Source organism: Serratia proteamaculans, assembly GCF_004684015.1.
Lineage (GTDB): Bacteria > Pseudomonadota > Gammaproteobacteria > Enterobacterales > Enterobacteriaceae > Serratia > Serratia proteamaculans_F.
This window is the reverse complement of record NZ_SRIA01000004.1, coordinates 249402-269272: the sequence shown is the minus strand read 5'-3', so window position 1 is coordinate 269272 and position 19871 is coordinate 249402. Positions and strand designations below refer to the sequence as shown.

The following is a 19871-nucleotide window of genomic DNA, read 5'->3' as shown; positions in this document are numbered from 1 at the left end:
CTGCCGGTGCAAAGGCATCATCAGGTCACAAAAATGATTTGTTAATTTTGTTTTTGTGACCCATTGATTTAAAATTTTTATTAATAAATTGTTAATTACTGTTTTCAAAAGAGTTAAATAATTCAGAAATGAAAATGAGCATCAAACAGTTACGCGCGTTTTTAGCGGTAGCTCACACTCTTAACTTCGCCCAGGCGAGCGAGCGGCTGAATATTTCGCAGCCGGCGCTGAGTCTCGCCATTCGCGGGCTGGAAGAGGTGTTGGGCGGGCAATTGCTGCTGCGTACCACCCGACGTGTGGCGCTGACGCCGGAAGGGGAAAGCTTCTTCCCGATGGCGCGCCAACTATTGGCGGACTGGGACAATGCAGAAGAGGCGATGCGTCAGCGCTTTACCCTGCAACTGGGCAAGGTGGCGATCGCTGCCATGCCTTCGTTCGCCGCCAACCCGCTGCCGCCAATCCTGAAAGTGTTTCGCGATCACTACGCCGGGATCAACGTGGCGGTGCATGACGTGATTAACGAGCAGGTGTTCGAGATGATCCGCGAAGGCCGGGTGGAAATGGGCATTGCCTTCGAGCCGGAGCCCAGCGATACCCTGCACTTCACCCCGTTGTGCAACGATCGCTTTGTGGCGGTGGTACCGAAGCATTCACCGCTGGCGAGCAAGGCGCAGGTGAGCTGGAAAGAGTTGCTGACGCTGGACTTTATTACCCTGCAGCGCCCTTCTGCGGTGCGTCTGTTGCTGGAGCAAACGCTGGCCAAAAGCGGCAGAACGCTGGAGGTGGCATTTGAAAGTCACCAGTTGGTGACGGTCGGCCGCATGGTGGCTAACGGACTGGGCGCCAGCGCGGTACCGGCGCTGTGTGAACAACAGATGGGCGAGTTGGGTGCAACCTGTGTGCCGTTGTTCGGCCCGGTGATTGAACGGCGGGTCGGCCTGATCCGCCTCGCCCAGCACCGTCTGTCTTCGGCAGCCCAGGCGCTGGCCGGAGTGATTGAACGGGAAATGGCGATGAATGGGATTGAATGAAGAGTTTGATGGGATTACAGGCGGAAGGTTTGGCACCGCCATAGGTATGGGTGCATGTGCAGTAGTGCTCGGTTATGCTGCCGGTAGTGCGGCTTCTGATTATTTTACTAATTACATTTTTGGTGAGTGATGAAAATAGTTGTCATCATATGCTTTTTACTTTTACTGCTCAGTGCCCTGATTCAGTTTCTTTACTATCGCCGAAACAAAGCTGAATTCAGTGAATTTTATCAAAATTATGTGGGCAACAAGTTGCTCGTTCCCCCATTTGTCGTCTTCGCAGACAACCTGGGTTTTATCGGTGTATCACTTAAGGCCCAGTGGTTTCTTTGGCTATTAAATAACCGGAAAATAAAAATAGGCCGCAACACCTACCTGGATAGCAAGGCCTACGAATTTGTACAAACTACCGCATCGAAGAAATTACAACGCTGGATCCGTAATGACTTCAGGCTCTTAATGCTTCAGGGTGCGATCTTGATTCTTATGTGCATTCTTATTTATTTTATAAATAATACAAAAAGTTAGAAATCTATAATGAAGAAAGCCTCAAGCACCTTCCCGTTCTGACACTTTTTATCACAGTGATATTCAACAACCCTCGCCCAGTCGGCGCTTGCGAACTGGCGCTGGCTACCGTGCTCGAACGGGAAATGGCCGCCATCCAATCCTCCACACTGTGATTTTCACCCCACCCTGTGTTGAAATAACTCCCATTCTCAATAAATAATGATTACTATTCTCAAACACAAAGCCCGGTGCGCCACGACGCGACCGGCAGGATTTTACCTTCAATTCAATGTTGAGCTTTCTTGACCTCAGGGCAACGGCTCTGCGGCCACAGGCTTTTTAACTCCATGGAGAGGTTATGAACTCTGCAACAACTCGCAACCGCCGTTTCGGCACACGCACCGCTTTCCCACTGCTGCTACTCACTTCAATGCTGTTTTCTGCCCCGCTGCTGGCCCAGGGCGAGCCAGAACTGCTGCGTAAACCGGTCGCGAAAGGCGCTTATGAGATGGTTTACAGCCAGGGCGATAACGCGCTGTATCTGGCTACTTCGCAAAGCCGCAAGCTGGATAAAGGTGGCGTAGTCTATCGTTTGGATCCACAGACGCTGGATATCACCCAGATCATTCACAACGATATCAAACCCTTCGGCGCAGCCATAAACAACAAAACCGGCACGCTGTTCTTCGGTAACACCACCAGCAACTCGGTAACCGCCATCGACGGCAAAACCGGTGAGGTGAAAGGCCGCCTGGTACTGGATACGCGTAAACGCTCCGAGACGGTAAAACCTTTAGCGCCGCGTGAACTGGTCGCCGACGCCACTACCGATACCTTGTATATCACCGGGTTAGGCGAATCCAGCGTGGTTTGGGTGGTCGACGGCAAGGATCTGACCCTGCGCACCACCATCACCGAGACCGGTAAATATGGCACCGGCCTGGCGCTGGATGCCGCTGCCGGCCGCTTGTATGTGACCAACGCCGACGGCGAACTGGTGACTATCGACACCAAAACCAACAAGATCGTCAGCCGCAAGAAGCTCGATGAGTCCAAAGAACACTTCTTCCTGAACATCAGCCTGGATCCGGCCACTCACCGCGCCTTTATCACCGACTCCAAGCAGGCGCAGGTGTTGGTTGTCGATACCCGCGACGGCAAAATTCTGAGCAAAATTGACGTGCCGGAATCGCTGGCGGTGCTGTTCAACCCGGCACGCAATGAGGTTTACGTAACCCATCGCCAGGCGGGTGAAGTGAGCGTGATTGACGCCAAGAGCTACAAGCTGCTGCAAACCATCAAGACGCCGACCCACCCGAACAGCCTGGCGCTGTCACCGGATGGTCAGACGCTGTACGTCAGCGTCAAGCAGGCTTCCAGCCGTGAAAAAGAGGCCACGGCGCCGGATGACGTGATCCGTATCGCTTTGAAATAACACCGACAGGGGGCTATAGCCTCATGCTTGTTAGTTAAGGTGATAATGTCCCCTCTCCTTTGGGAGAGGGTTAGGGTGAGGGGATACATACCAACGCAAAGGCCCCTTACCCCGGCCCTCTCCCCCTGGAGAGGGGGATGATCACCTAAGCAATGTTGCACATACTTATTCAGGGCTTTGCTTCACTGACTGGCATTAAATGAGTCGACGTGCTTACCCACCAGCCCGTCGGCGTCCTGGATCACCGCTTTTTTGGTCGCACGCTGGTAAAGGCACAGCTCTTTGCCCGGTTTGTTGTGCATAAACGCCTGCGGGTAATGGCCGCTGATAAGCAGCGCCGAGTAACCGACGTCGTCGCCATAATGAATAATGTTGCCGGCGGCTTTGGCACTTTTCAGTCCGCTGGCTTTCAGACAGGCCGCTTGCAGCGCTTTATCGCCACTGGCCCAGGCAGCTTCCGACGACGCCGCGACGTTGAACGCCGTGATGACGGCGATAAATACGATTAAGGCTCTGATCATCAACTTCTCTCCTGAATAACCCAATGATTCGCAGTATATGCGGCGGTTTATTATTCAGCCATCAAACGGCGACGCATTATTTACAGTTTTTTTATTCCGGACGGAATTAAAGTTACGGCGTTTTTACAGACAGTTTTTAGGGGCACGGATAACATCATTACATCGCCAATATGGCCTCACGAGACGGATGTTTCATGCATTCTAATATTATTGGTTTCAACCCGATGCTGGCGGATATTAGCGCCACGCAGCCACGCCCATTTGGAAAAGAAGTTGAACAGTATTTACAACGTTATCCGGATACTGAACACGTCGATATTTATCTCAACGATTTAAACGGTCAATTCCGTGGCAAACGGCTGCCGGTCGCCGAGTTATTCACGCTGGAAAAGGGCTGTTATTTCCCGCTGTCGATTTACGCCATGGATCTCGCAGGCCAGGTCATTGAAGAAAGCGGGCTGGGCCAGCAGGCCGGGGAACCGGACCGGTTGTGCCTGCCGGTAGCGGGCACTTTGCGCCCCTGTGCCCGTGACCCACAGCACCACGCCCAATTGCTGCTGACGATGAAAAATGCCGAAGGTGAGGCTTGCGAACTGGAACCGCGCGTGGTGCTGCAACAGGTTCTCAAACGCCTGCAGGCCAAGGGTTATTACCCGGTGATCGCCGCAGAGCTGGAGTTTTATCTGCATGACCCACAGCAACAGCCCGCCGATGCCAGCCTGTGCCCGACGCAAAGTTTTTCTGTCGATGCCCCGGAGCGCCACCATGCACTGCTCAATGACATTGAACATCAGGCCAGACTGCAGGCGTTGCCGCTAACCGGCGTGATAGCCGAGGCAGCTTCCGGTCAGTACGAACTGAACCTGCACCACAGTGCCCGGGTGCTGGAAGCCTGCGACCAGGTGCTGGCCCTGAAACGGCTAACGCGCCAGATAGCGGAAAAACACCACCAGCACGCCTGCTTTATGGCCAAACCCTGCGCGCAATCCGCCGGCAGCGGTTTGCACTTTCATATCAGCCTGCAGGATGAACAGGGCAACAACCTGCTAACCGGCGCTCCGGGCGAACTGAGCGACAACATGCAACAGGCGATGGCCGGAATGCTGACATTGATGCCGGCCTCGATGGCCATCCTGGCACCGAATGTCAACGCCTTCCGCCGTTTCCGCCCCGGTATGCATGTGCCGCTGCGTGCCTCCTGGGGGCACAACAACCGCACCGTCGCGCTACGCCTGCCCTGTGCCGACAGCGCCAACCAACGTATCGAATACCGGCTGGCCGGTGCCGACGCCAATCCTTATCTGGCGGTGGCCGTCATACTCGGCGGCCTGTTGCACGGGCTGGAGCACCCCCTGCCGTTGCCCCCGAGCACCAACGGCTACGAAAACGACAGCGCCGCACCACTGCCACTCAACCAGCGGGAGGCACTTACGCTGTTTCGCCGCTGTCAACCGCTGCGCGAGCTGCTTGGCCCGGCATTTTGCACCCTGTGGTACACCTGCAAGACCGCCGAACTGCGCCGCTTTGAAGGGCAGGTCACCGCTGCCGAAGTCAGTTGGATGCTTTAACCCGCCGGGTTCTGCATTCATCGGGCGAATATGTTCGCCCCATCATTGAACAAGGAACAAAACATGTCCCGTTTGGTTTTGATCTCGAATAAGCAGTGTGACGGCAAAGATTTGGCCTGCGCCTCGCAGGCGCTATCTTCCGTTGACGCCAGCGATGATGAGCAAGGCCTGTGGCTGGGCTGGAACGGCGACGTGCAGAACTTTGGTGCCGCACCGCTGCGTCCGGTCAGCCATCAGCACCGCAGCGGCTATCAGCAAGTGACCTTTCCGCTGTCCACCGAAGAATTTAAATTCCACTATCAGGGCTACTACCACGATGGCCTGTGGCCGGTGTTCCATAATCACCCGGAGAAAGCGCATTTCACCCCAGAGAACTACCGGGCTTATCGGCAGATCAACCAGCACTTCGCCGATATCGCCTGCGAGTATGTGTGCCCGAGCGACATCATCTGCATTGATGATTATCAGTTGCTGCCCTGTGGCCAGGCGTTGAAAGAACAGGGGCTGTTGAACCCCTGCGCGTTCTTCTTCCACTTACCCTTCCCGTCGGCGGCGCTGCTCAGGCAGATCCCCGAGCACCAGGGGTTAATCGAGTCGCTATTTTTCTACGACCTGATCGGCTTTCAGTCGCTCGATGACCGCAATAACTTCCTCAATTATCTGGCCAATGAATATCCGGTCGAGATGCTGCCCGATGACCAGCTACAGGTTAACGGCCATATCTTCGCCACCGGCATCTTCCCGGCCGGGATCAACGCCCGCAACATCTACTGAACATCGCCGCCCGGTTGGCGTTGCCGCACAGCGCCCAACCGTTCACCCCGGGATTTTGACCGCTTAGCTTCCCTATAGCACCGCTGACTGAAATTCAGATGTCTTCCCCTGCCACGACCCGCAATGATGAGCTGTTCCTATACCTATACCCGACCGTTATCCGCATCCGGGCCTCGCGCCTAAACATCTTATAAGCGGATTAACTCACTCATTTTTTTGCAGATTTGAACTAAGGATATCTCGATGAACCGAGAGGGGATTTTAAAACACATACCCTGGATGCTGCTGGGGATACTCGGCGCTTCCTGCCTGGGTGTGGTGGCGCTGCGTCGCGGCGAACACATCAGTGCACTGTGGATCATCGTCGCTTCAGTGGCGGTGTATCTGGTGGCTTACCGTTATTACAGCCTGTACATCGCCACCAAGGTGATGAAGCTGGACGCCTTCCGCGCCACTCCGGCGGTGGTCAACAACGACGGCCTGAACTATGTGCCGACCAACAAGTACGTGCTGTTCGGCCACCACTTCGCCGCCATTGCCGGTGCAGGCCCGCTGGTCGGCCCGGTGCTGGCGGCGCAGGTCGGCTACTTGCCCGGCACGCTGTGGCTGTTGGGCGGCGTGGTGCTGGCGGGGGCAGTGCAGGACTTTTTAGTGCTGTTTATCTCCTCACGCCGTAACGGTGCTTCGCTCGGTGAGATCATCAAAAAGGAAATGGGGCCGATACCGGGCACCATCGCGCTGTTTGGCTGCTTTCTGATTATGATCATTATTCTGGCGGTGCTGGCCCTGATCGTGGTGAAAGCGCTGGCGGAAAGCCCATGGGGCGTGTTCACCGTTTGCTCCACCGTGCCGATTGCCCTGTTTATGGGCATCTACATGCGCTTCCTGCGCCCCGGCCGGGTCGGTGAGATCTCGGTGATTGGCATCCTGCTGCTGGTGCTCTCGATCTGGTTCGGCGGCGTGATTGCCCACGATCCGTTCTGGGGCCCGGCGCTGACCTTTAAAGACACCACCATCACCTATACGCTGATTGGCTATGCGTTTATCTCCGCGCTGCTGCCGGTGTGGCTGATCCTGGCGCCACGCGATTATCTGGCGACCTTCCTGAAAATCGGCGTGATCGTCGGGCTGGCAATTGGCATCGTGATCCTCAACCCTGAGCTGAAAATGCCGGCGGTGACCCAGTTTATCGACGGCACCGGCCCGGTGTGGAAAGGTTCGGTGTTCCCGTTCCTGTTCATTACCATCGCCTGTGGCGCGGTTTCCGGCTTCCATGCGTTGATCGCCTCAGGTACCACGCCGAAGCTGTTGGCCAATGAAAAAGACGCGCGCTTTATCGGTTACGGCGCGATGTTGATGGAGTCCTTTGTTGCCATCATGGCGCTGGTCGCGGCTTCCATCATCGAGCCGGGCCTGTATTTCGCCATGAACACCCCTCCGGCGGCTCTGGGCATCACCATGCCGGATCTGCACCGTTTGGGTACCGAAGATGCACCGATGATCATGGCCTCACTGCGTGATGTGTCCGCCCATGCGGCGGCAACCGTCAGCTCCTGGGGCTTCGTCATCAGCCCGGAACAGATCCTGCAGACCGCCAAAGACATCGGTGAGCCTTCAGTGCTGAACCGCGCCGGTGGCGCACCAACCCTGGCGGTGGGGATCGCCCACGTGTTCCACCAGATCATTCCTGGCGCCAATATGGGCTTCTGGTACCACTTCGGCATTCTGTTTGAAGCGATGTTCATCCTGACCGCACTGGACGCAGGCACCCGTTCCGGCCGCTTTATGCTGCAGGACTTATTGGGCAACTTCGTGCCGTTCCTGAAAAAAACCGACTCGCTGGTGGCCGGTATTGTCGGCACCGCCGGTTGTGTGGGTCTGTGGGGCTACCTGCTGTATCAAGGGGTGGTCGATCCGCTCGGCGGCGTGAAGAGCCTGTGGCCGCTGTTCGGCATCTCCAACCAGATGCTGGCCGCCGTGGCGCTGGTGCTGGGGACCGTGGTGCTGATCAAGATGAAGCGCGCCAAATACATCTGGGTCACCGTGGTACCGGCCGTCTGGCTGCTGATTTGTACCACCTACGCCCTGGGCCTGAAGCTGTTTAGCAACAACCCGCAGCTGGAAGGTTTCTTCTTCCAGGCCGGCGAGTACAAACGCAAAATTGCCGAAGGCGGCGCCGAGCTGACCACCCAGCAGTTGGCCAACATGAACCATATCGTGGTGAACAACTACACCAACGCCGGGCTGAGCATTCTGTTCCTGCTGGTGGTGTACAGCATCATCTTCTATGGGGTGAAAACCGCCATGGCGGCGCACAAAAACCCGAACCGCAGCGACCAGGAAACCCCTTACGTGCCGGTGCCTGAAGAAGCGCCTGCCAACGGCGTAACTGAGGGGGACGTCAAAGTTTCACCGCAGCACTGATGGTGATTTAACGGATACCCTGCATAATGAAATCTATTATGCAGGGTCATTTTTTGGGAGAAGGCTATGTTCGGTAATCTCGGCCAGGCGGGTAAATATCTCGGGCAGGCGGCGCGCATGTTGGTCGGCGTGCCTGACTACGATACCTATGTCCAGCATATGAAAGACAACCACCCGGACAAGCCGGTGATGACCTATAAAGAGTTTTTCCGCGAACGCCAGCAGGCCCGCTACGGTGGGGACGGCAAAGGCGGTATGCGCTGTTGTTAACAAGGACCCATAATGAAACCCATCGCAGTCACCATTCTGACCGGCTTTTTGGGTGCCGGTAAAACCACCCTGCTCCGCCATATTCTTAACGCCGAACACGGCTACAAGATTGCCGTGATTGAAAACGAGTTCGGCGAAGTGCCGATCGACAACGCACTGATTGGCGATCGCGCCAGCCGCATCACCACCCTGAGCAACGGCTGCATCTGCTGCAGCAAATCCAACGAGCTGGCAGACGCACTGCTGGACTTGCTGGACGGCGTCGATCAGGGCCAACTGGAGTTCGATCGGCTGATCATTGAATGCACCGGCATGGCCGACCCCGGCCCGATCACCCAGACCTTTTTCTCGCACGAGATCCTCTGCGAACGCTTCCTGCTGGACGGCATCATCACGCTGGTGGACGCCGTACACGCAGACCAACAACTCCACCAGTTCAGCATCGCGCAGGCGCAGGTGGGCTACGCCGACCGTATTCTGCTGACCAAAACCGACGTGGCACCGGACTGTGAAGCGCTGACCCAGCGGCTGCAACAGATGAACGCCCGCGCCCCGGTTTATACAGTGACGCACGGCGATATCGATCTAAGCGTGCTGTTCGACATCGAAGGCTTTGTGCTGAACGACAAGCTGAACCTGACGCCGCCCGCCCCGCTGTTCCGCCGCATTCCGCAGGCGCAAAACAACATTCAGTCGATTGTGGTGTACCACGACCAGCCGCTGGAGCTGATGCAGGTTTCTGAAGTGATGGAAGGCCTGCTGCTGGAATACGCCGACAGCCTGCTGCGTTATAAAGGGATTTTGTCGATTCAGGACGAGCCGCGTCGCCTGCTGTTCCAGGGCGTGCAACGGCTGTATAACGCCGACTGGGACCGCGAGTGGTTACCTGACGAAGAACGTCGCAGTACGCTGGTGTTTATTGGGGTCGATTTGCCGGAGGACACCATTCGCCAACGGTTTGCCGAGTTGGGTTGAGAGAACCCTATCAAGTTAAGTGGCCCGTCCATGGGCCACACCCCTTAAGAGTCACTGCAAGTCGCGTTCAAATCTGTTCCCGACAGATTTGTTACTCCAACCACTTACTGAAAGCCCTTGGTTACAAAACTTGTCACCGTGATGCAACGCCTATTATTTAGGGTATAGAGAATGTGTGTGCTATCACAAATCTGACAAACAGTTTTAGCATTCAAATGCCCCAACAAGTGAAAAAACGTGTACCACGTTACAACCTGTGACAGGATGATCATCATCTACGATCGGTTTCAAGGACAAATCATGTTCGATACAAAAAAAATATCCTCACTGAATTTACTCGAAAGCCAGGTCAATAATTATATTTTAAAAAACTTCAATTCAGTTATTTATATGACCATACGGGAACTTGCTGATAACTCGCTGGTATCAACAGCGACGGTTCTGCGATTTTGCAAAAAAATGGGGTTTGATGGGTATTCAGAGCTAAAAGCGTACCTGAAAATTCATATTGGAAATAATGATATATTGCAAATACCTAATGGTGCTGAAGAGATTATCAGTTATTTTAAAAGCATAAGAAATGATGAGTACGAGCAGTCAATCAGTGATGCGGTAAAACATATACAACATGCCGAACGTGTGTTCTTTGTGGGAGCAGGAAGCTCGGGAACCCTTGGCAGGTATGGTGCAAGATTTTTTTCAAATGTAGGTAAATTCAGTAATCATATCGATGATCCTTATTATCCTGTCGGTACTGATATGTTACAGAGCGCAGTGGCTATTATTCTTTCCGTATCAGGGGAAACACCGGAGATCATTAAACTTGCCCGACAATTTGTGATCCACAAATGTGAGGTTATTGCTATAACAAGCAATCCAGATTCAACGCTTGCAAAACTTGCAGATTTTAATATCAATTATCATGTTTCCAGAATTCTCATAGATAAAGAATATGATGTTACGACACAGGTTCCTGTTCTTTTCATTCTTGAATCGATAGGGCGTAAATTGGCCATTGAAATAAAAAAAGGCACGTCACAGGGTGTGACATTTTTGTAATTGGTAACCATTTTAAAATATTGTGACTGCGTGACTTTGCCTGTGCCCTTTTCTAATATGCCTTAAATAACTCAAGCTTCACCGGCTTGAACTCCCTTAGGCAATGGAAAAAACGCTATGGCAATTAACTATGCTGAATCCGCAAAAGAGATAGTACGACTGCTAGGTGGTGACGAAAATGTGATCAGCATCACTCATTGTGCCACGAGATTACGCTTTGTGCTTAAGGATTATTCAAAGAGTGATATGGCCACACTTAAGCGCGTAAAAGGCGTCATCACTGCTGTAGAGTCCAGTGGGCAAATGCAGGTTGTGATTGGTAATCATGTCAGTGATGCATATCGTGAAGTACAGAAGTTATTGAATATCGATGAAAGTATTGTGGTTGCTGCACCAAATGTCGGCATGGTTAACCGTATCATGGACATCATTTCGAGCATCTTTGCTCCGTTCCTTTATCCGCTCGCAGCTTGCGGCGTGTTACAGGGCATTATCTCTCTGCTTGCAGCGTTAGGAGTAATGGATCCCGCGGACGGGACCTACCGCATCCTGAACTTCGTATCCTGGACTGGTTTTACCTTTCTACCTGTTATGGTGGCATTTACGGCAGCCAAGAAATTTAACGTTAACCCTTTTACTGCCGTTATTTCAGCCTGTGCTTTAGTCTCGCCTGATTACATCAACATGCTGACAGCAAATAAAATTTTGCTGGCGAACTCAGCTGATCCTGCCATGCAGACCATGATGAAAGCCGCTGTAGCAAACCCTGAAATTTCAAAAGTATTAGTTGAGATCGCCGGCATCCCGCTGAGTGCCGCACCGCTGACGTTCCTGGGACTACCCGTTCAATATCTCAGCTATACCTCATCGATCATCCCGATCATTCTTATGGTTTGGGCGATGTCCTATGTGCAGAGATTTTTCGAAAAAGTCCTGCCGGTTGTCATTCGTAACTTGTTCACCCCGATGTTTTGTATTGCCCTGATGGTGCCACTGACGCTCCTCGCATTTGGCCCGGTAGGAAATCTCATTGGCGGTGCGATTGGCGGCGTATACAACACGCTGTATCACCTCAGCCCTGCCATTGCTGGTTTTGTTGTTGGTGCGCTGTGGATGCCACTTGTCACACTTGGGGTTCACTGGGGGATTACACCCGTAACGGTGGGCAATTATGCCATGTTGGGCTACGACACCTTTACCGGACTGCAAGCGTCGGCTGTTTTTGGTATGGCCGGTGCTGTGTTGGGTGTTTACCTCAAAGCGAAAGACACTGAACTGAAAAGTATGGCGTTATCTGCAGGTGTTACCGCACTCTTTGGTATTACAGAGCCCGCTATCTACGGTGTCGCACTTCGCCTGAAACGCCCCATGGTTTGTGGGTGCCTGGCGGGTGCTGTCGGTGGCGTCATTGCTGGTTCATTTAACGCGGTTTCATGGAGCTACTGTATTCCTGGTATTGCTGTCCTCCCCGTGTTCTTCAAAGAAGGCCATATGATGCAGTTTATTGGCTTCCTGATCTCGATTGCCGTTGCGTTTGTGCTGGGCGTGTTGTTCACCTGGGTTGCTGGCTTCAAAGAAGATAAACAACCTGAATCGCGCAACCTCGCTCAGCCGAGTGCCGTCTAAACATTTTTACCAGAGTAATGAATATGAATAACAAATTACGCAAAGATTTCATGTGGGGAGGTGCAGTTGCTGCACATCAGGTTGAAGGCGCATGGGATAAAGCGGGCAAAGGGCCAAGTATTGTTGACGTTCTCACCAGTGGTTCTCATGGAGTAGATCGTATAATCACTGATGGGATCCAGGATGGATATCTTTACGCGAATCACGATGCTGTCGACTTCTATCATCATTACCGCGAAGACGTTGCATTATTTGCCGAGATGGGTTTTCGCTGTTTCCGTACCTCAATTGCCTGGTCGCGCATTTTTCCACGCGGTGATGAAATGGAACCGAATGAAGAAGGATTACGGTTCTACGAAAATCTCATTGATGAGTTACTCAAATACGGTATTGAACCTGTCATCACGCTTTCACACTTCGAAATGCCGAATTATCTGGTGACGGAGTATGGCGGTTGGAAAAATAGAAAAGTTGTTGATTTTTTTGTCCATTTCAGTCGGACGATAATTGAACGTTTCGAGAGTAAAGTTAAATACTGGATGACATTCAATGAGATTAACAACCAACGAAACTGGAAAGTCCCACTTTTCGGTTACTGCTGTTCTGGTGTCATTTATACCAATGAACCTAACCCTGAAGAATGCATGTATCAAGTGTTACACCATCAGTTTGTTGCCAGCGCACAGGCAGTAAAACTGGGTCATGAGATTAATCCCGCATTACAAATCGGCTGCATGATCGCCATGGTGCCGCTTTATCCGTATTCCTGTCATCCGGATGATGTTATGTATGCGCAGGAAGCAATGCGCGAGCGATTCCTGTTTGGTGATGTCCATATGCGCGGGCATTATCCTGCTTACATTCAAAATGAGTGGCAACGCAAAGGCTACAATATCGTGATGGAAGCTGGCGATGAGCAGATCTTGCGTGATGGCTGCGCAGACTATATAGGTCTTAGCTATTACATGAGTAATGCGGTCAGCAGTCAGGCTGAAGGAGCAGGCACCGCGCTGGCAGGGTTTGAGGGCAGTGTTCCTAACCCGCATGTCAAAGCCTCTGAATGGGGATGGCAGATCGACCCTGTAGGTTTGCGCTATGTCCTCAATATTCTCTATGAGCGTTATGAAAAGCCGTTATTTATTGTAGAAAATGGATTTGGTGCCATTGATAAAAAAGATGAAAACGGTGAAGTCAATGACGACTACCGTATCGCCTATTTGCGCTCGCATATTGAACAAATGAAAAAAGCGGTCATTGATGATGGTGTCGACGTCATGGGTTACACCCCGTGGGGATGTATCGATTGCGTTTCCTTTACTACCGGTCAATACAGTAAACGCTACGGGTTTATTTACGTTGATAAAAATGACGACGGTAGCGGTTCTTTTGTTCGTTCTAAAAAGAAGAGCTTTGACTGGTACCGCCGCGTCATTGCGAGTAATGGAACCGATATTTAAACAAATACGATAAATTATGCGACAAGGATGTCGCCGGGTTACAGCTTTTAAGCGCCTGTAATTTTTACTATACCGCGGCAGAGTTTATCCGTTATTCCTTTATACCTACTGATGCGGCCCCACCGCGACTGAATCCCGCAGCATCAGGCTGGCCGGGAAAGTTGGGCGTTTGCTCAGCTCACCGCCGTCCAGCATCGAGACCAGCCGATGGATGGTTTCCTTAATCATTTCGGTCACCGGCATTTTCATGCTGGACAGCGAGGGAATGGTATAAGGCGCCAAGGGAATATCATCGAACCCGATCACCGACACGGCGGACGGCACCGGGATTTGGCATTCCGTCAGCCGCTTGATGGCGCCGATGGCCATTTCGTCGTTGCTGGCAACAATCGCGCTAAAAGCGTGGCCGCCAGCCAGCAGCTTATCGACCGCCGCCATGCCGCTTTGTGCGTTCCACTTCCCTTCGACAATCAGCGTATCATTAACACCAATATCATGCTCCGCCAGCGCGGATTTGTAGCCGGAGAGCCGCTCCAGCCCGGTAGGTGAATCCAGCGAACCGGTGATAAAAGCGATATCACGATGCCCGCGTTCGATCAGTTGCTGCACCGCCGTCGCGCTGGCGGCGTGTTGATCGCTGAAGATGCAGTAGCTGTCGTTAAGCCTGAGCCGACGGTTGATGACCAAAATCGGCTGCTTGTGCTGAGAAATGATCTCGTCCATTTCGCTAATCGACAGAAAACGCGGGTAGATGATCACGCCGTCGCAGCGCATATCCAGCAGGTATTCAATGGCGGCCTTTTCTTCTGCGGCGGTGTGCTTGCCGTCCGCCAAAATCAGCTGGCGGCCGTGCTCTTCCATAATACGGGCCGACTGAAACATCAGCTCGCTGAAGTAGTTACCGCTGTACAGCGTATTGGTCACCACCAGCCCGATGGTCTGGGTGGTTTTGGTCGCCAGATTGCGCGCCAGCAGATTGGGCCGGTAACCCGTTTCGGCGATGGCTTTGTCCACCAGCTCACGCTTCTCCGGGCTGACATAGCCGCTGCCGGACAACACGCGGGACACCGTCGCTTTCGACACGCCCGCCCTGTTAGCTACCTCAAGTATTGTTGCCATCTCTGCGCCGTCAAAGTCGATTGAGTCTGCGCAGTCTACCCAAGACGCCCCCGGTTTGAAATGTTTTCACGCCAGCGCCTGCCGTAGCTGCTGGCTTAAAAGCGATCAACATCACGAAACGAAAAACCAAAAAATCATAATTCTTGCCACCAAACAAAGATCACATCATGATTTTGTGAAACCGGTTTCTTGTGGGCGTTTCATTCAGATGGAACGGCGGATCGCCCAGGCAGTAAAAGTTCGCCTTTGGGCAATCCGAATACCTATCTAAAGAGACGATAATTCCATGCCGAAGAATTACGCAGAGATCTCCCCCGCTATCGTGAAGGCGCTGGGTGGCCTCACCAATATCGAAGCCGTTACCCACTGCATGACCCGCCTGCGGTTCGTGGTGAAAGACAAGGCGCTGATCGACACCCCGGCGCTGAAAGCCATTGATGGCGTATTGGGCGTGGTGCACAGCGGCGAGCAGTGCCAGGTGATCATCGGCAATGAAGTGTCGAAGGCTTATCAGGCGGTACTGGCGCTCGGCATGCCGGGGGCGACACCCGCCACCACCCCGGCAAAACGCAAAATCACCCTGAAAGGCATTGGCGCCGGTATTCTCGACGCCCTGATCGGCACCATGTCGCCGTTGATCCCGGCCATCATCGGCGGTTCGATGGTGAAACTGCTGGCGATGATCCTGGATATGTTCGGCGTGTTCGAAAAAGGCTCGTCGACGCTGGTGATACTGAACGTAATTGGCGACGGTGCGTTCTTCTTCCTGCCGGTGATGGTGGCCGCCTCTGCGGCACTGAAATTCAAAACCAACATGTCACTGGCGATCGCCATTGCCGGGGTACTGCTGCACCCCAACTTTATCGACTTGATGGCCAAAGCGGCGCAGGGCCAGGCGGTGGAGTTCGCCTACATCCCGGTGACGGCGGTGAAATACACCTATACGGTGATCCCCGCGCTGGTGATGACCTGGATATTGTCGTACATCGAACGCTGGGTCGATCGCATCACCCCGGCGGTGACCAAGAACTTCCTTAAGCCGATGCTGATTGTGCTGATTGCCGCGCCGATCGCGATTGTGTTTATCGGCCCGGTCGGCATCTGGATCGGCAGCGGGATTTCGGCGCTGGTGTACACCGTGCATGGCTACCTGGGCTGGCTTTCCGTCGCCATTATGGGGGCCATTTGGCCGCTGCTGGTGATGACCGGCATGCACCGCGTATTCACCCCAACCATCATTCAGACCATCGCCGAGACCGGCAAAGAGGGCATGGTGATGCCTTCAGAGATTGGTGCCAACCTGTCGCTCGGCGGCTCTTCGCTGGCCGTGGCGTTCAAAACCAAAAACCGCGAACTGCGGCAGACCGCACTGGCCGCTGCCGCCTCCGCCATTGTGGCGGGCATTTCCGAACCGGCGCTGTATGGCGTGGCAGTACGGCTTAAACGCCCGTTGATCGCCAGTTTGATCAGCGGCTTTATCTGCGGTGCCGTCGCCGGTATCGGCGGGTTGGCCAGCCATTCGATGGCTTCGCCCGGCCTGTTCACCAGCGTGCAGTTCTTCGACCCGACCAACCCGATGAGCATTGTCTGGGTCGGCGGCGTGATGGTGCTGGCCGTGGTGCTGTCGTTCGTGCTCACGCTGCTTTTGGGCTTCGAAGACATCCCGGAAAGCGAAGCAACCCAAACCGCGCCCCCGGCCCCCGCGACGAATACCGTTAACGCCGCGAATACCCAATAGAACACTATTTAAGTTACAGAGGATTTCATGTCTGATTCGACATTCCCGCAAGGGTTTTTATGGGGCGGCGCCCTGGCCGCCAACCAGTCTGAAGGTGGTTATCTGGAGGGCGGCAAAGGGTTGACCACGGTCGACATGATCCCGCATGGCCCCAACCGCATGCCGGTGAAACTGGGCCTGGAGAAGCGCTTTACCCTGCGTGAAGACGAGTTTTACCCAAGCCACGAGGCCATTGATTTTTACCACCGCTACCGCGACGACATTGCGCTGATGGCAGAGATGGGCTTTAGCGTATTCCGCACCTCCATCGCCTGGAGCCGGATTTACCCGAACGGCGACGAGCTGACGCCGAACCCGGAAGGCATCGCCTTCTACCACAGCCTGTTTGAAGAGTGCCGCAAATACGGCATCGAGCCGCTGGTGACCCTGTGCCACTTCGACGTGCCGATGCACCTGGTGACCGAATACGGCTCCTGGCGCAGCCGCAAAATGGTGGAGTTCTTCACCCGCTATGCCCGCACCTGCTTCGAAGCCTTTGATGGCCTGGTGAAGTACTGGCTGACCTTCAACGAAATCAACATTGTGCTGCACAGCCCATTTTCCGGTGCCGGGCTGGTGTTTGAAGCCGGTGAGAACCCCGAGCAGGTAAAATACCAGGCGGTGCACCACGAACTGGTGGCCAGCGCCCTGGCGACGCGCATTGCGCATGAAGTGAACCCCGCCAACCAAGTGGGCTGCATGCTGGCCGGCGGCAATTTCTACCCCTGGTCCAGCAAGCCGGAAGACGTATGGGCCGCGCTGGAAAAAGACCGCGAGAACCTGTTCTTTATCGATGTGCAGGCCCGCGGCAGCTACCCTTCCTACTCTGCCAGGGTCTTCCGCGAGAAAGGCGTGAGCATCACGATGGAAGAGGGTGACGACGAGATCCTGAAGAACACCGTCGATTTTGTTTCCTTCAGCTATTACGCCTCGCGCTGCGCTTCTGCCGATATGAACGACAACAACAGCAGCGCCGCCAACGTGGTGAAATCCCTGACCAACCCGCATATTCCGCGCAGCGACTGGGGCTGGGGCATCGATCCGCTGGGTTTGCGCATTACCATGAACATGATGTATGACCGCTACCAAAAACCGCTGTTCCTGGTGGAAAACGGCCTGGGCGCACACGACCAGTTCAATGCCGACGGCGAGATTGAGGACGATTACCGCATCAGCTACCTGCGCGAACACATCCGTGCCATGGCCGACGCCATCGCCGACGGCGTGCCGGTGATGGGCTACACCACCTGGGGCTGCATTGACCTGGTGGCGGCTTCGACCGGGGAAATGAGCAAGCGCTATGGCCTGGTTTATGTCGACCGCGATGACAGTGGTAATGGCACCCTCACCCGCACGCGCAAGAAGTCTTTCTGGTGGTACAAAACTGTTATTGCTAGTAATGGGGCCGATTTGGGGTGATGGGGTTGGGGGGAGTGAGCTGACTCTGACTTTTACTTCGGGGCTTTCGGAGCCTGAGTTCCTCAGGCTCCAGTGTTGGACTTAACGCGAGGTCGGCAATGCTTCGACCTGCAAAATCCCGTTCGATTGATTGACCGAGAATTCGGTTACGAACTCGCGAGCAAAGGGAAAATCACCCGCCTGTTGTTTTTTAGGGGATATCAGTTTCACGGAAAAATGATACTTCTGCCCTGGAGCAAATACGTAGCCTTCATCGGGGGTGCATTGGTTGGGCGCGATTTCACGCAGCGGGTCGAAGAATTTGAAGTCACGATTTTGCGCTTCATCCAACCGATTAATCGAGATGCCTGCTAACTTCTCATCACCTTCAGGCATCACCGTCACACACACTGCACCATCGCGCAAAGTGACAATTGCGGGGTAGTCGACGGGAATCCGATCCCCCATCGAAGGACAGCCTGCGAGCAGGAAAGGTAACGAAAGTATAAAAATCCGTTTCATAATTACCTCTGACGTAAAAACTTAGCTAAAACCTGCTCGTACTGTGAGCGAATTTCATTGGTTTTGGGGCCAATATACCTAACAAAACGCCCGATACCGTATTCCCAAGCACCATGACCATAGCGTATTAACAGCCAATAATCTGCGATAATACAAGCTTGTTGCTCTAAAGAGTAGTTAGTGAGTGTCTTATTCACATCCAATTTATAGTTGTAATCAGCCGCCCAGCTAAAAGCCCCTCTCAGCCGCACCCATTGCCCATGTTGATGCTGCCACACATGGGCAAGCTCATGGATAAAAAAGTGCTGTTTAGCATAGTTATTTATCTGAGAGAAATCTGCTAAATACTCCTCTTGGCGGAAATAGATTTCACCATTGGGTGACATGCCAACATGTTTACCTTGTAGACCAAAAGGTAAGTAACTATCGCAATGGATCCATACACGGTTGTAGACGATTGATTTACCAAAAATTTGGCGAGCCATGGAAATCTCACCAAGCGTTATTAAACGTAGCGTTCCTTCTTCCACCTGTTGGTTTTTCTGCTCTTTCGTTAACATGAGTCAAACTCCCTATGACCATATGGAAATGGCATATTAGCGATTACTTTAAACAGGGTCTAGATTAGATATTTACCCATTCACAATAAATCATAGCTGCCATTGAGCTTTTTCACTTTAAAGTGGGCAATAAAGACTCTGCCGGATGCGTCCTGCAGGTTTTCTCGTTTATCTATGGGAATAAAATTCAATCTCATGCTGTACAACTGGTTTTCCTGAAACGAGTAATCGCCTTGAGTTACACAAATCCCTTTTTTCGAGTCCTGATTAGCAACTTCGATCAACTTCTCACCCGCATCACTGCTGATATAGACCGTATCTGGTTTTTCGTTTTCTTTCGGTAACGGATAAATGCAGATATCGCCATTATCTTTAGCATGGGCTATTATCGGGATATCAGGCGCATAACGCCGGTCTAGACGGTCACCCACGCAAGCACTTAGCAAAATCACGCCGACTGTCGTGAACAATAACTTACCCTTCATAATATTCCCTCAGTCATAAACTGGGTTATTAAATATATAATCAATGAATATATAGATAATACTTTAATACCCGAGATTACTACGAATAACTGCGAGTTGCATTCCAATCCAAAGAGTAATTTAACTGTAATTCCGTACAGGTTATTCTTTCATTTTGGCGATAGCGTTATAGTTTTCGGGCTGCGCCAAAATACGTAGCCGGAGTTAGCGTTCCGAATCCCCCAACCCTGTCCGAATATGATATAAATTCGGGCATGCCGATGCGCACCCAAACAATGGTGGCTCGGGTGGTGCTTCCTTCGAGAAGGCCGGGATCCGTTGGGGCCGGTACGCTAACGCCGCTCGAGCTACCACCCCGAG

Annotated in this window: 19 protein-coding genes; 14 read left to right on the top strand and 5 right to left on the bottom strand. The window is 53.1% G+C overall.

The features are described 5' to 3' along the window. Positions 1-128: 128 nt before the first annotated feature. From E5C26_RS02815 to yncE, 4 genes are all read left to right on the top strand, one after another. Positions 129-1031, top strand: a complete 903-nt coding sequence (locus tag E5C26_RS02815) for a LysR family transcriptional regulator (RefSeq protein WP_167796600.1) — start codon at positions 129-131, stop codon at positions 1029-1031. Next, a complete protein-coding gene (locus E5C26_RS24590; protein ID WP_167796591.1) occupies positions 1018-1161 on the top strand; it encodes a hypothetical protein in 144 nt (47 codons plus the stop codon). Before E5C26_RS02815 ends, E5C26_RS24590 begins: the two co-directional genes overlap by 14 nt. Beyond that, entirely contained in the window at positions 1161-1559 is a 399-nt protein-coding gene (locus tag E5C26_RS24750) for a hypothetical protein (protein WP_135314964.1), read from the top strand. Before E5C26_RS24590 ends, E5C26_RS24750 begins: the two co-directional genes overlap by 1 nt. A gap of 340 nt (positions 1560-1899) precedes the next feature. Next, positions 1900-2976, top strand: a complete 1077-nt coding sequence (gene yncE, locus E5C26_RS02805; RefSeq protein WP_135314963.1) for a 7-bladed beta-propeller protein YncE — start codon at positions 1900-1902, stop codon at positions 2974-2976. A 182-nt stretch (positions 2977-3158) separates the two neighbouring features. Here the strand turns inward: yncE and E5C26_RS02800 are convergent, their stop codons facing one another. Further along, positions 3159-3497, bottom strand: coding sequence for a hypothetical protein (locus E5C26_RS02800; protein WP_135314962.1), 339 nt, complete (start codon positions 3495-3497; stop codon positions 3159-3161). Positions 3498-3691: 194 nt separating this feature from the next. Between E5C26_RS02800 and E5C26_RS02795 the strand changes: the two genes are divergently transcribed. The 8 genes from E5C26_RS02795 (at position 3692) to E5C26_RS02760 (ending at position 13650) form a co-directional block, all read left to right on the top strand. Next, positions 3692-5065, top strand: coding sequence for a glutamine synthetase family protein (locus E5C26_RS02795; RefSeq protein ID WP_135314961.1), 1374 nt, complete (start codon positions 3692-3694; stop codon positions 5063-5065). Between the two features lie 63 nt (positions 5066-5128). Further along, positions 5129-5839: a trehalose-6-phosphate synthase gene (locus E5C26_RS02790; protein ID WP_135314960.1), complete on the top strand. Its 711-nt coding sequence runs from the start codon at positions 5129-5131 to the stop codon at positions 5837-5839. A gap of 243 nt (positions 5840-6082) precedes the next feature. Continuing rightward, complete coding sequence (locus tag E5C26_RS02785) at positions 6083-8263, top strand: carbon starvation CstA family protein (protein ID WP_135314959.1); 2181 nt, start codon at positions 6083-6085, stop codon at positions 8261-8263. Between the two features lie 66 nt (positions 8264-8329). Beyond that, complete coding sequence (locus E5C26_RS02780; RefSeq protein WP_004953088.1) at positions 8330-8533, top strand: YbdD/YjiX family protein; 204 nt, start codon at positions 8330-8332, stop codon at positions 8531-8533. A 12-nt stretch (positions 8534-8545) separates the two neighbouring features. Next, on the top strand, positions 8546-9508 hold the full coding sequence (gene yjiA / locus E5C26_RS02775; protein WP_135314958.1) for a GTPase: 963 nt from the start codon (positions 8546-8548) through the stop codon (positions 9506-9508). A gap of 300 nt (positions 9509-9808) precedes the next feature. Beyond that, the gene (locus tag E5C26_RS02770) at positions 9809-10567 is read left to right on the top strand and encodes a MurR/RpiR family transcriptional regulator (RefSeq protein ID WP_135314957.1); all 759 of its coding nucleotides are present in this window, start codon (positions 9809-9811) and stop codon (positions 10565-10567) included. A 117-nt stretch (positions 10568-10684) separates the two neighbouring features. Beyond that, on the top strand, positions 10685-12193 hold the full coding sequence (locus tag E5C26_RS02765) for a PTS transporter subunit EIIC (protein ID WP_135314956.1): 1509 nt from the start codon (positions 10685-10687) through the stop codon (positions 12191-12193). Between the two features lie 23 nt (positions 12194-12216). After that, the gene (locus tag E5C26_RS02760; RefSeq protein WP_135314955.1) at positions 12217-13650 is read left to right on the top strand and encodes a 6-phospho-beta-glucosidase; all 1434 of its coding nucleotides are present in this window, start codon (positions 12217-12219) and stop codon (positions 13648-13650) included. 105 nt (positions 13651-13755) lie between these two features. On the opposite strand, the gene E5C26_RS02755 is transcribed toward E5C26_RS02760, so the two are convergent. Next, a complete protein-coding gene (locus tag E5C26_RS02755; RefSeq protein WP_135314954.1) occupies positions 13756-14769 on the bottom strand; it encodes a LacI family DNA-binding transcriptional regulator in 1014 nt (337 codons plus the stop codon). Positions 14770-15055: 286 nt separating this feature from the next. Between E5C26_RS02755 and ascF the strand changes: the two genes are divergently transcribed. Beyond that, positions 15056-16507, top strand: a complete 1452-nt coding sequence (ascF, locus tag E5C26_RS02750; RefSeq protein ID WP_135314953.1) for a PTS cellobiose/arbutin/salicin transporter subunit IIBC — start codon at positions 15056-15058, stop codon at positions 16505-16507. A 27-nt stretch (positions 16508-16534) separates the two neighbouring features. Then, positions 16535-17965, top strand: coding sequence for a 6-phospho-beta-glucosidase (locus E5C26_RS02745; protein ID WP_135314952.1), 1431 nt, complete (start codon positions 16535-16537; stop codon positions 17963-17965). Between the two features lie 81 nt (positions 17966-18046). On the opposite strand, the gene E5C26_RS02740 is transcribed toward E5C26_RS02745, so the two are convergent. The 3 genes from E5C26_RS02740 to E5C26_RS02730 all read right to left on the bottom strand — a co-directional run bounded on the left by E5C26_RS02740 (position 18047) and on the right by E5C26_RS02730 (position 19511). Beyond that, positions 18047-18466 carry a putative T6SS immunity periplasmic lipoprotein gene (locus tag E5C26_RS02740; RefSeq protein WP_135314951.1) on the bottom strand — a complete coding sequence of 140 codons (420 nt, stop codon included), beginning with the start codon at positions 18464-18466 and terminating at the stop codon, positions 18047-18049. A 2-nt stretch (positions 18467-18468) separates the two neighbouring features. After that, positions 18469-19026 carry a type IV secretion protein Rhs gene (locus tag E5C26_RS02735; RefSeq protein WP_135314950.1) on the bottom strand — a complete coding sequence of 186 codons (558 nt, stop codon included), beginning with the start codon at positions 19024-19026 and terminating at the stop codon, positions 18469-18471. 80 nt (positions 19027-19106) lie between these two features. Beyond that, entirely contained in the window at positions 19107-19511 is a 405-nt protein-coding gene (locus E5C26_RS02730) for a putative T6SS immunity periplasmic lipoprotein (RefSeq protein WP_135314949.1), read from the bottom strand. Between the last annotated feature and the right edge of the window lie 360 nt (positions 19512-19871).

What these genes read in the sequence shown, in the direction of transcription:
- E5C26_RS02745 (WP_135314952.1), top strand. Translation starts at nt 16,535, where the DNA reads ATGTCTGATTCGACATTCCCGCAAGGGTTTTTATGGGGCGGCGCCCTG.
- yjiA (WP_135314958.1), top strand. Translation starts at nt 8,546, where the DNA reads ATGAAACCCATCGCAGTCACCATTCTGACCGGCTTTTTGGGTGCCGGT.
- E5C26_RS02780 (WP_004953088.1), top strand. Translation starts at nt 8,330, where the DNA reads ATGTTCGGTAATCTCGGCCAGGCGGGTAAATATCTCGGGCAGGCGGCG.
- E5C26_RS24750 (WP_135314964.1), top strand. Translation starts at nt 1,161, where the DNA reads ATGAAAATAGTTGTCATCATATGCTTTTTACTTTTACTGCTCAGTGCC.
- E5C26_RS02740 (WP_135314951.1), bottom strand. Translation starts at nt 18,466, where the DNA reads ATGAAACGGATTTTTATACTTTCGTTACCTTTCCTGCTCGCAGGCTGT.
- E5C26_RS02790 (WP_135314960.1), top strand. Translation starts at nt 5,129, where the DNA reads ATGTCCCGTTTGGTTTTGATCTCGAATAAGCAGTGTGACGGCAAAGAT.
- E5C26_RS02815 (WP_167796600.1), top strand. Translation starts at nt 129, where the DNA reads ATGAAAATGAGCATCAAACAGTTACGCGCGTTTTTAGCGGTAGCTCAC.
- E5C26_RS24590 (WP_167796591.1), top strand. Translation starts at nt 1,018, where the DNA reads ATGGGATTGAATGAAGAGTTTGATGGGATTACAGGCGGAAGGTTTGGC.
- E5C26_RS02755 (WP_135314954.1), bottom strand. Translation starts at nt 14,769, where the DNA reads ATGGCAACAATACTTGAGGTAGCTAACAGGGCGGGCGTGTCGAAAGCG.
- E5C26_RS02735 (WP_135314950.1), bottom strand. Translation starts at nt 19,026, where the DNA reads ATGTTAACGAAAGAGCAGAAAAACCAACAGGTGGAAGAAGGAACGCTA.
- E5C26_RS02795 (WP_135314961.1), top strand. Translation starts at nt 3,692, where the DNA reads ATGCATTCTAATATTATTGGTTTCAACCCGATGCTGGCGGATATTAGC.
- E5C26_RS02730 (WP_135314949.1), bottom strand. Translation starts at nt 19,511, where the DNA reads ATGAAGGGTAAGTTATTGTTCACGACAGTCGGCGTGATTTTGCTAAGT.
- ascF (WP_135314953.1), top strand. Translation starts at nt 15,056, where the DNA reads ATGCCGAAGAATTACGCAGAGATCTCCCCCGCTATCGTGAAGGCGCTG.
- E5C26_RS02760 (WP_135314955.1), top strand. Translation starts at nt 12,217, where the DNA reads ATGAATAACAAATTACGCAAAGATTTCATGTGGGGAGGTGCAGTTGCT.
- E5C26_RS02800 (WP_135314962.1), bottom strand. Translation starts at nt 3,497, where the DNA reads ATGATCAGAGCCTTAATCGTATTTATCGCCGTCATCACGGCGTTCAAC.
- yncE (WP_135314963.1), top strand. Translation starts at nt 1,900, where the DNA reads ATGAACTCTGCAACAACTCGCAACCGCCGTTTCGGCACACGCACCGCT.
- E5C26_RS02765 (WP_135314956.1), top strand. Translation starts at nt 10,685, where the DNA reads ATGGCAATTAACTATGCTGAATCCGCAAAAGAGATAGTACGACTGCTA.
- E5C26_RS02785 (WP_135314959.1), top strand. Translation starts at nt 6,083, where the DNA reads ATGAACCGAGAGGGGATTTTAAAACACATACCCTGGATGCTGCTGGGG.
- E5C26_RS02770 (WP_135314957.1), top strand. Translation starts at nt 9,809, where the DNA reads ATGTTCGATACAAAAAAAATATCCTCACTGAATTTACTCGAAAGCCAG.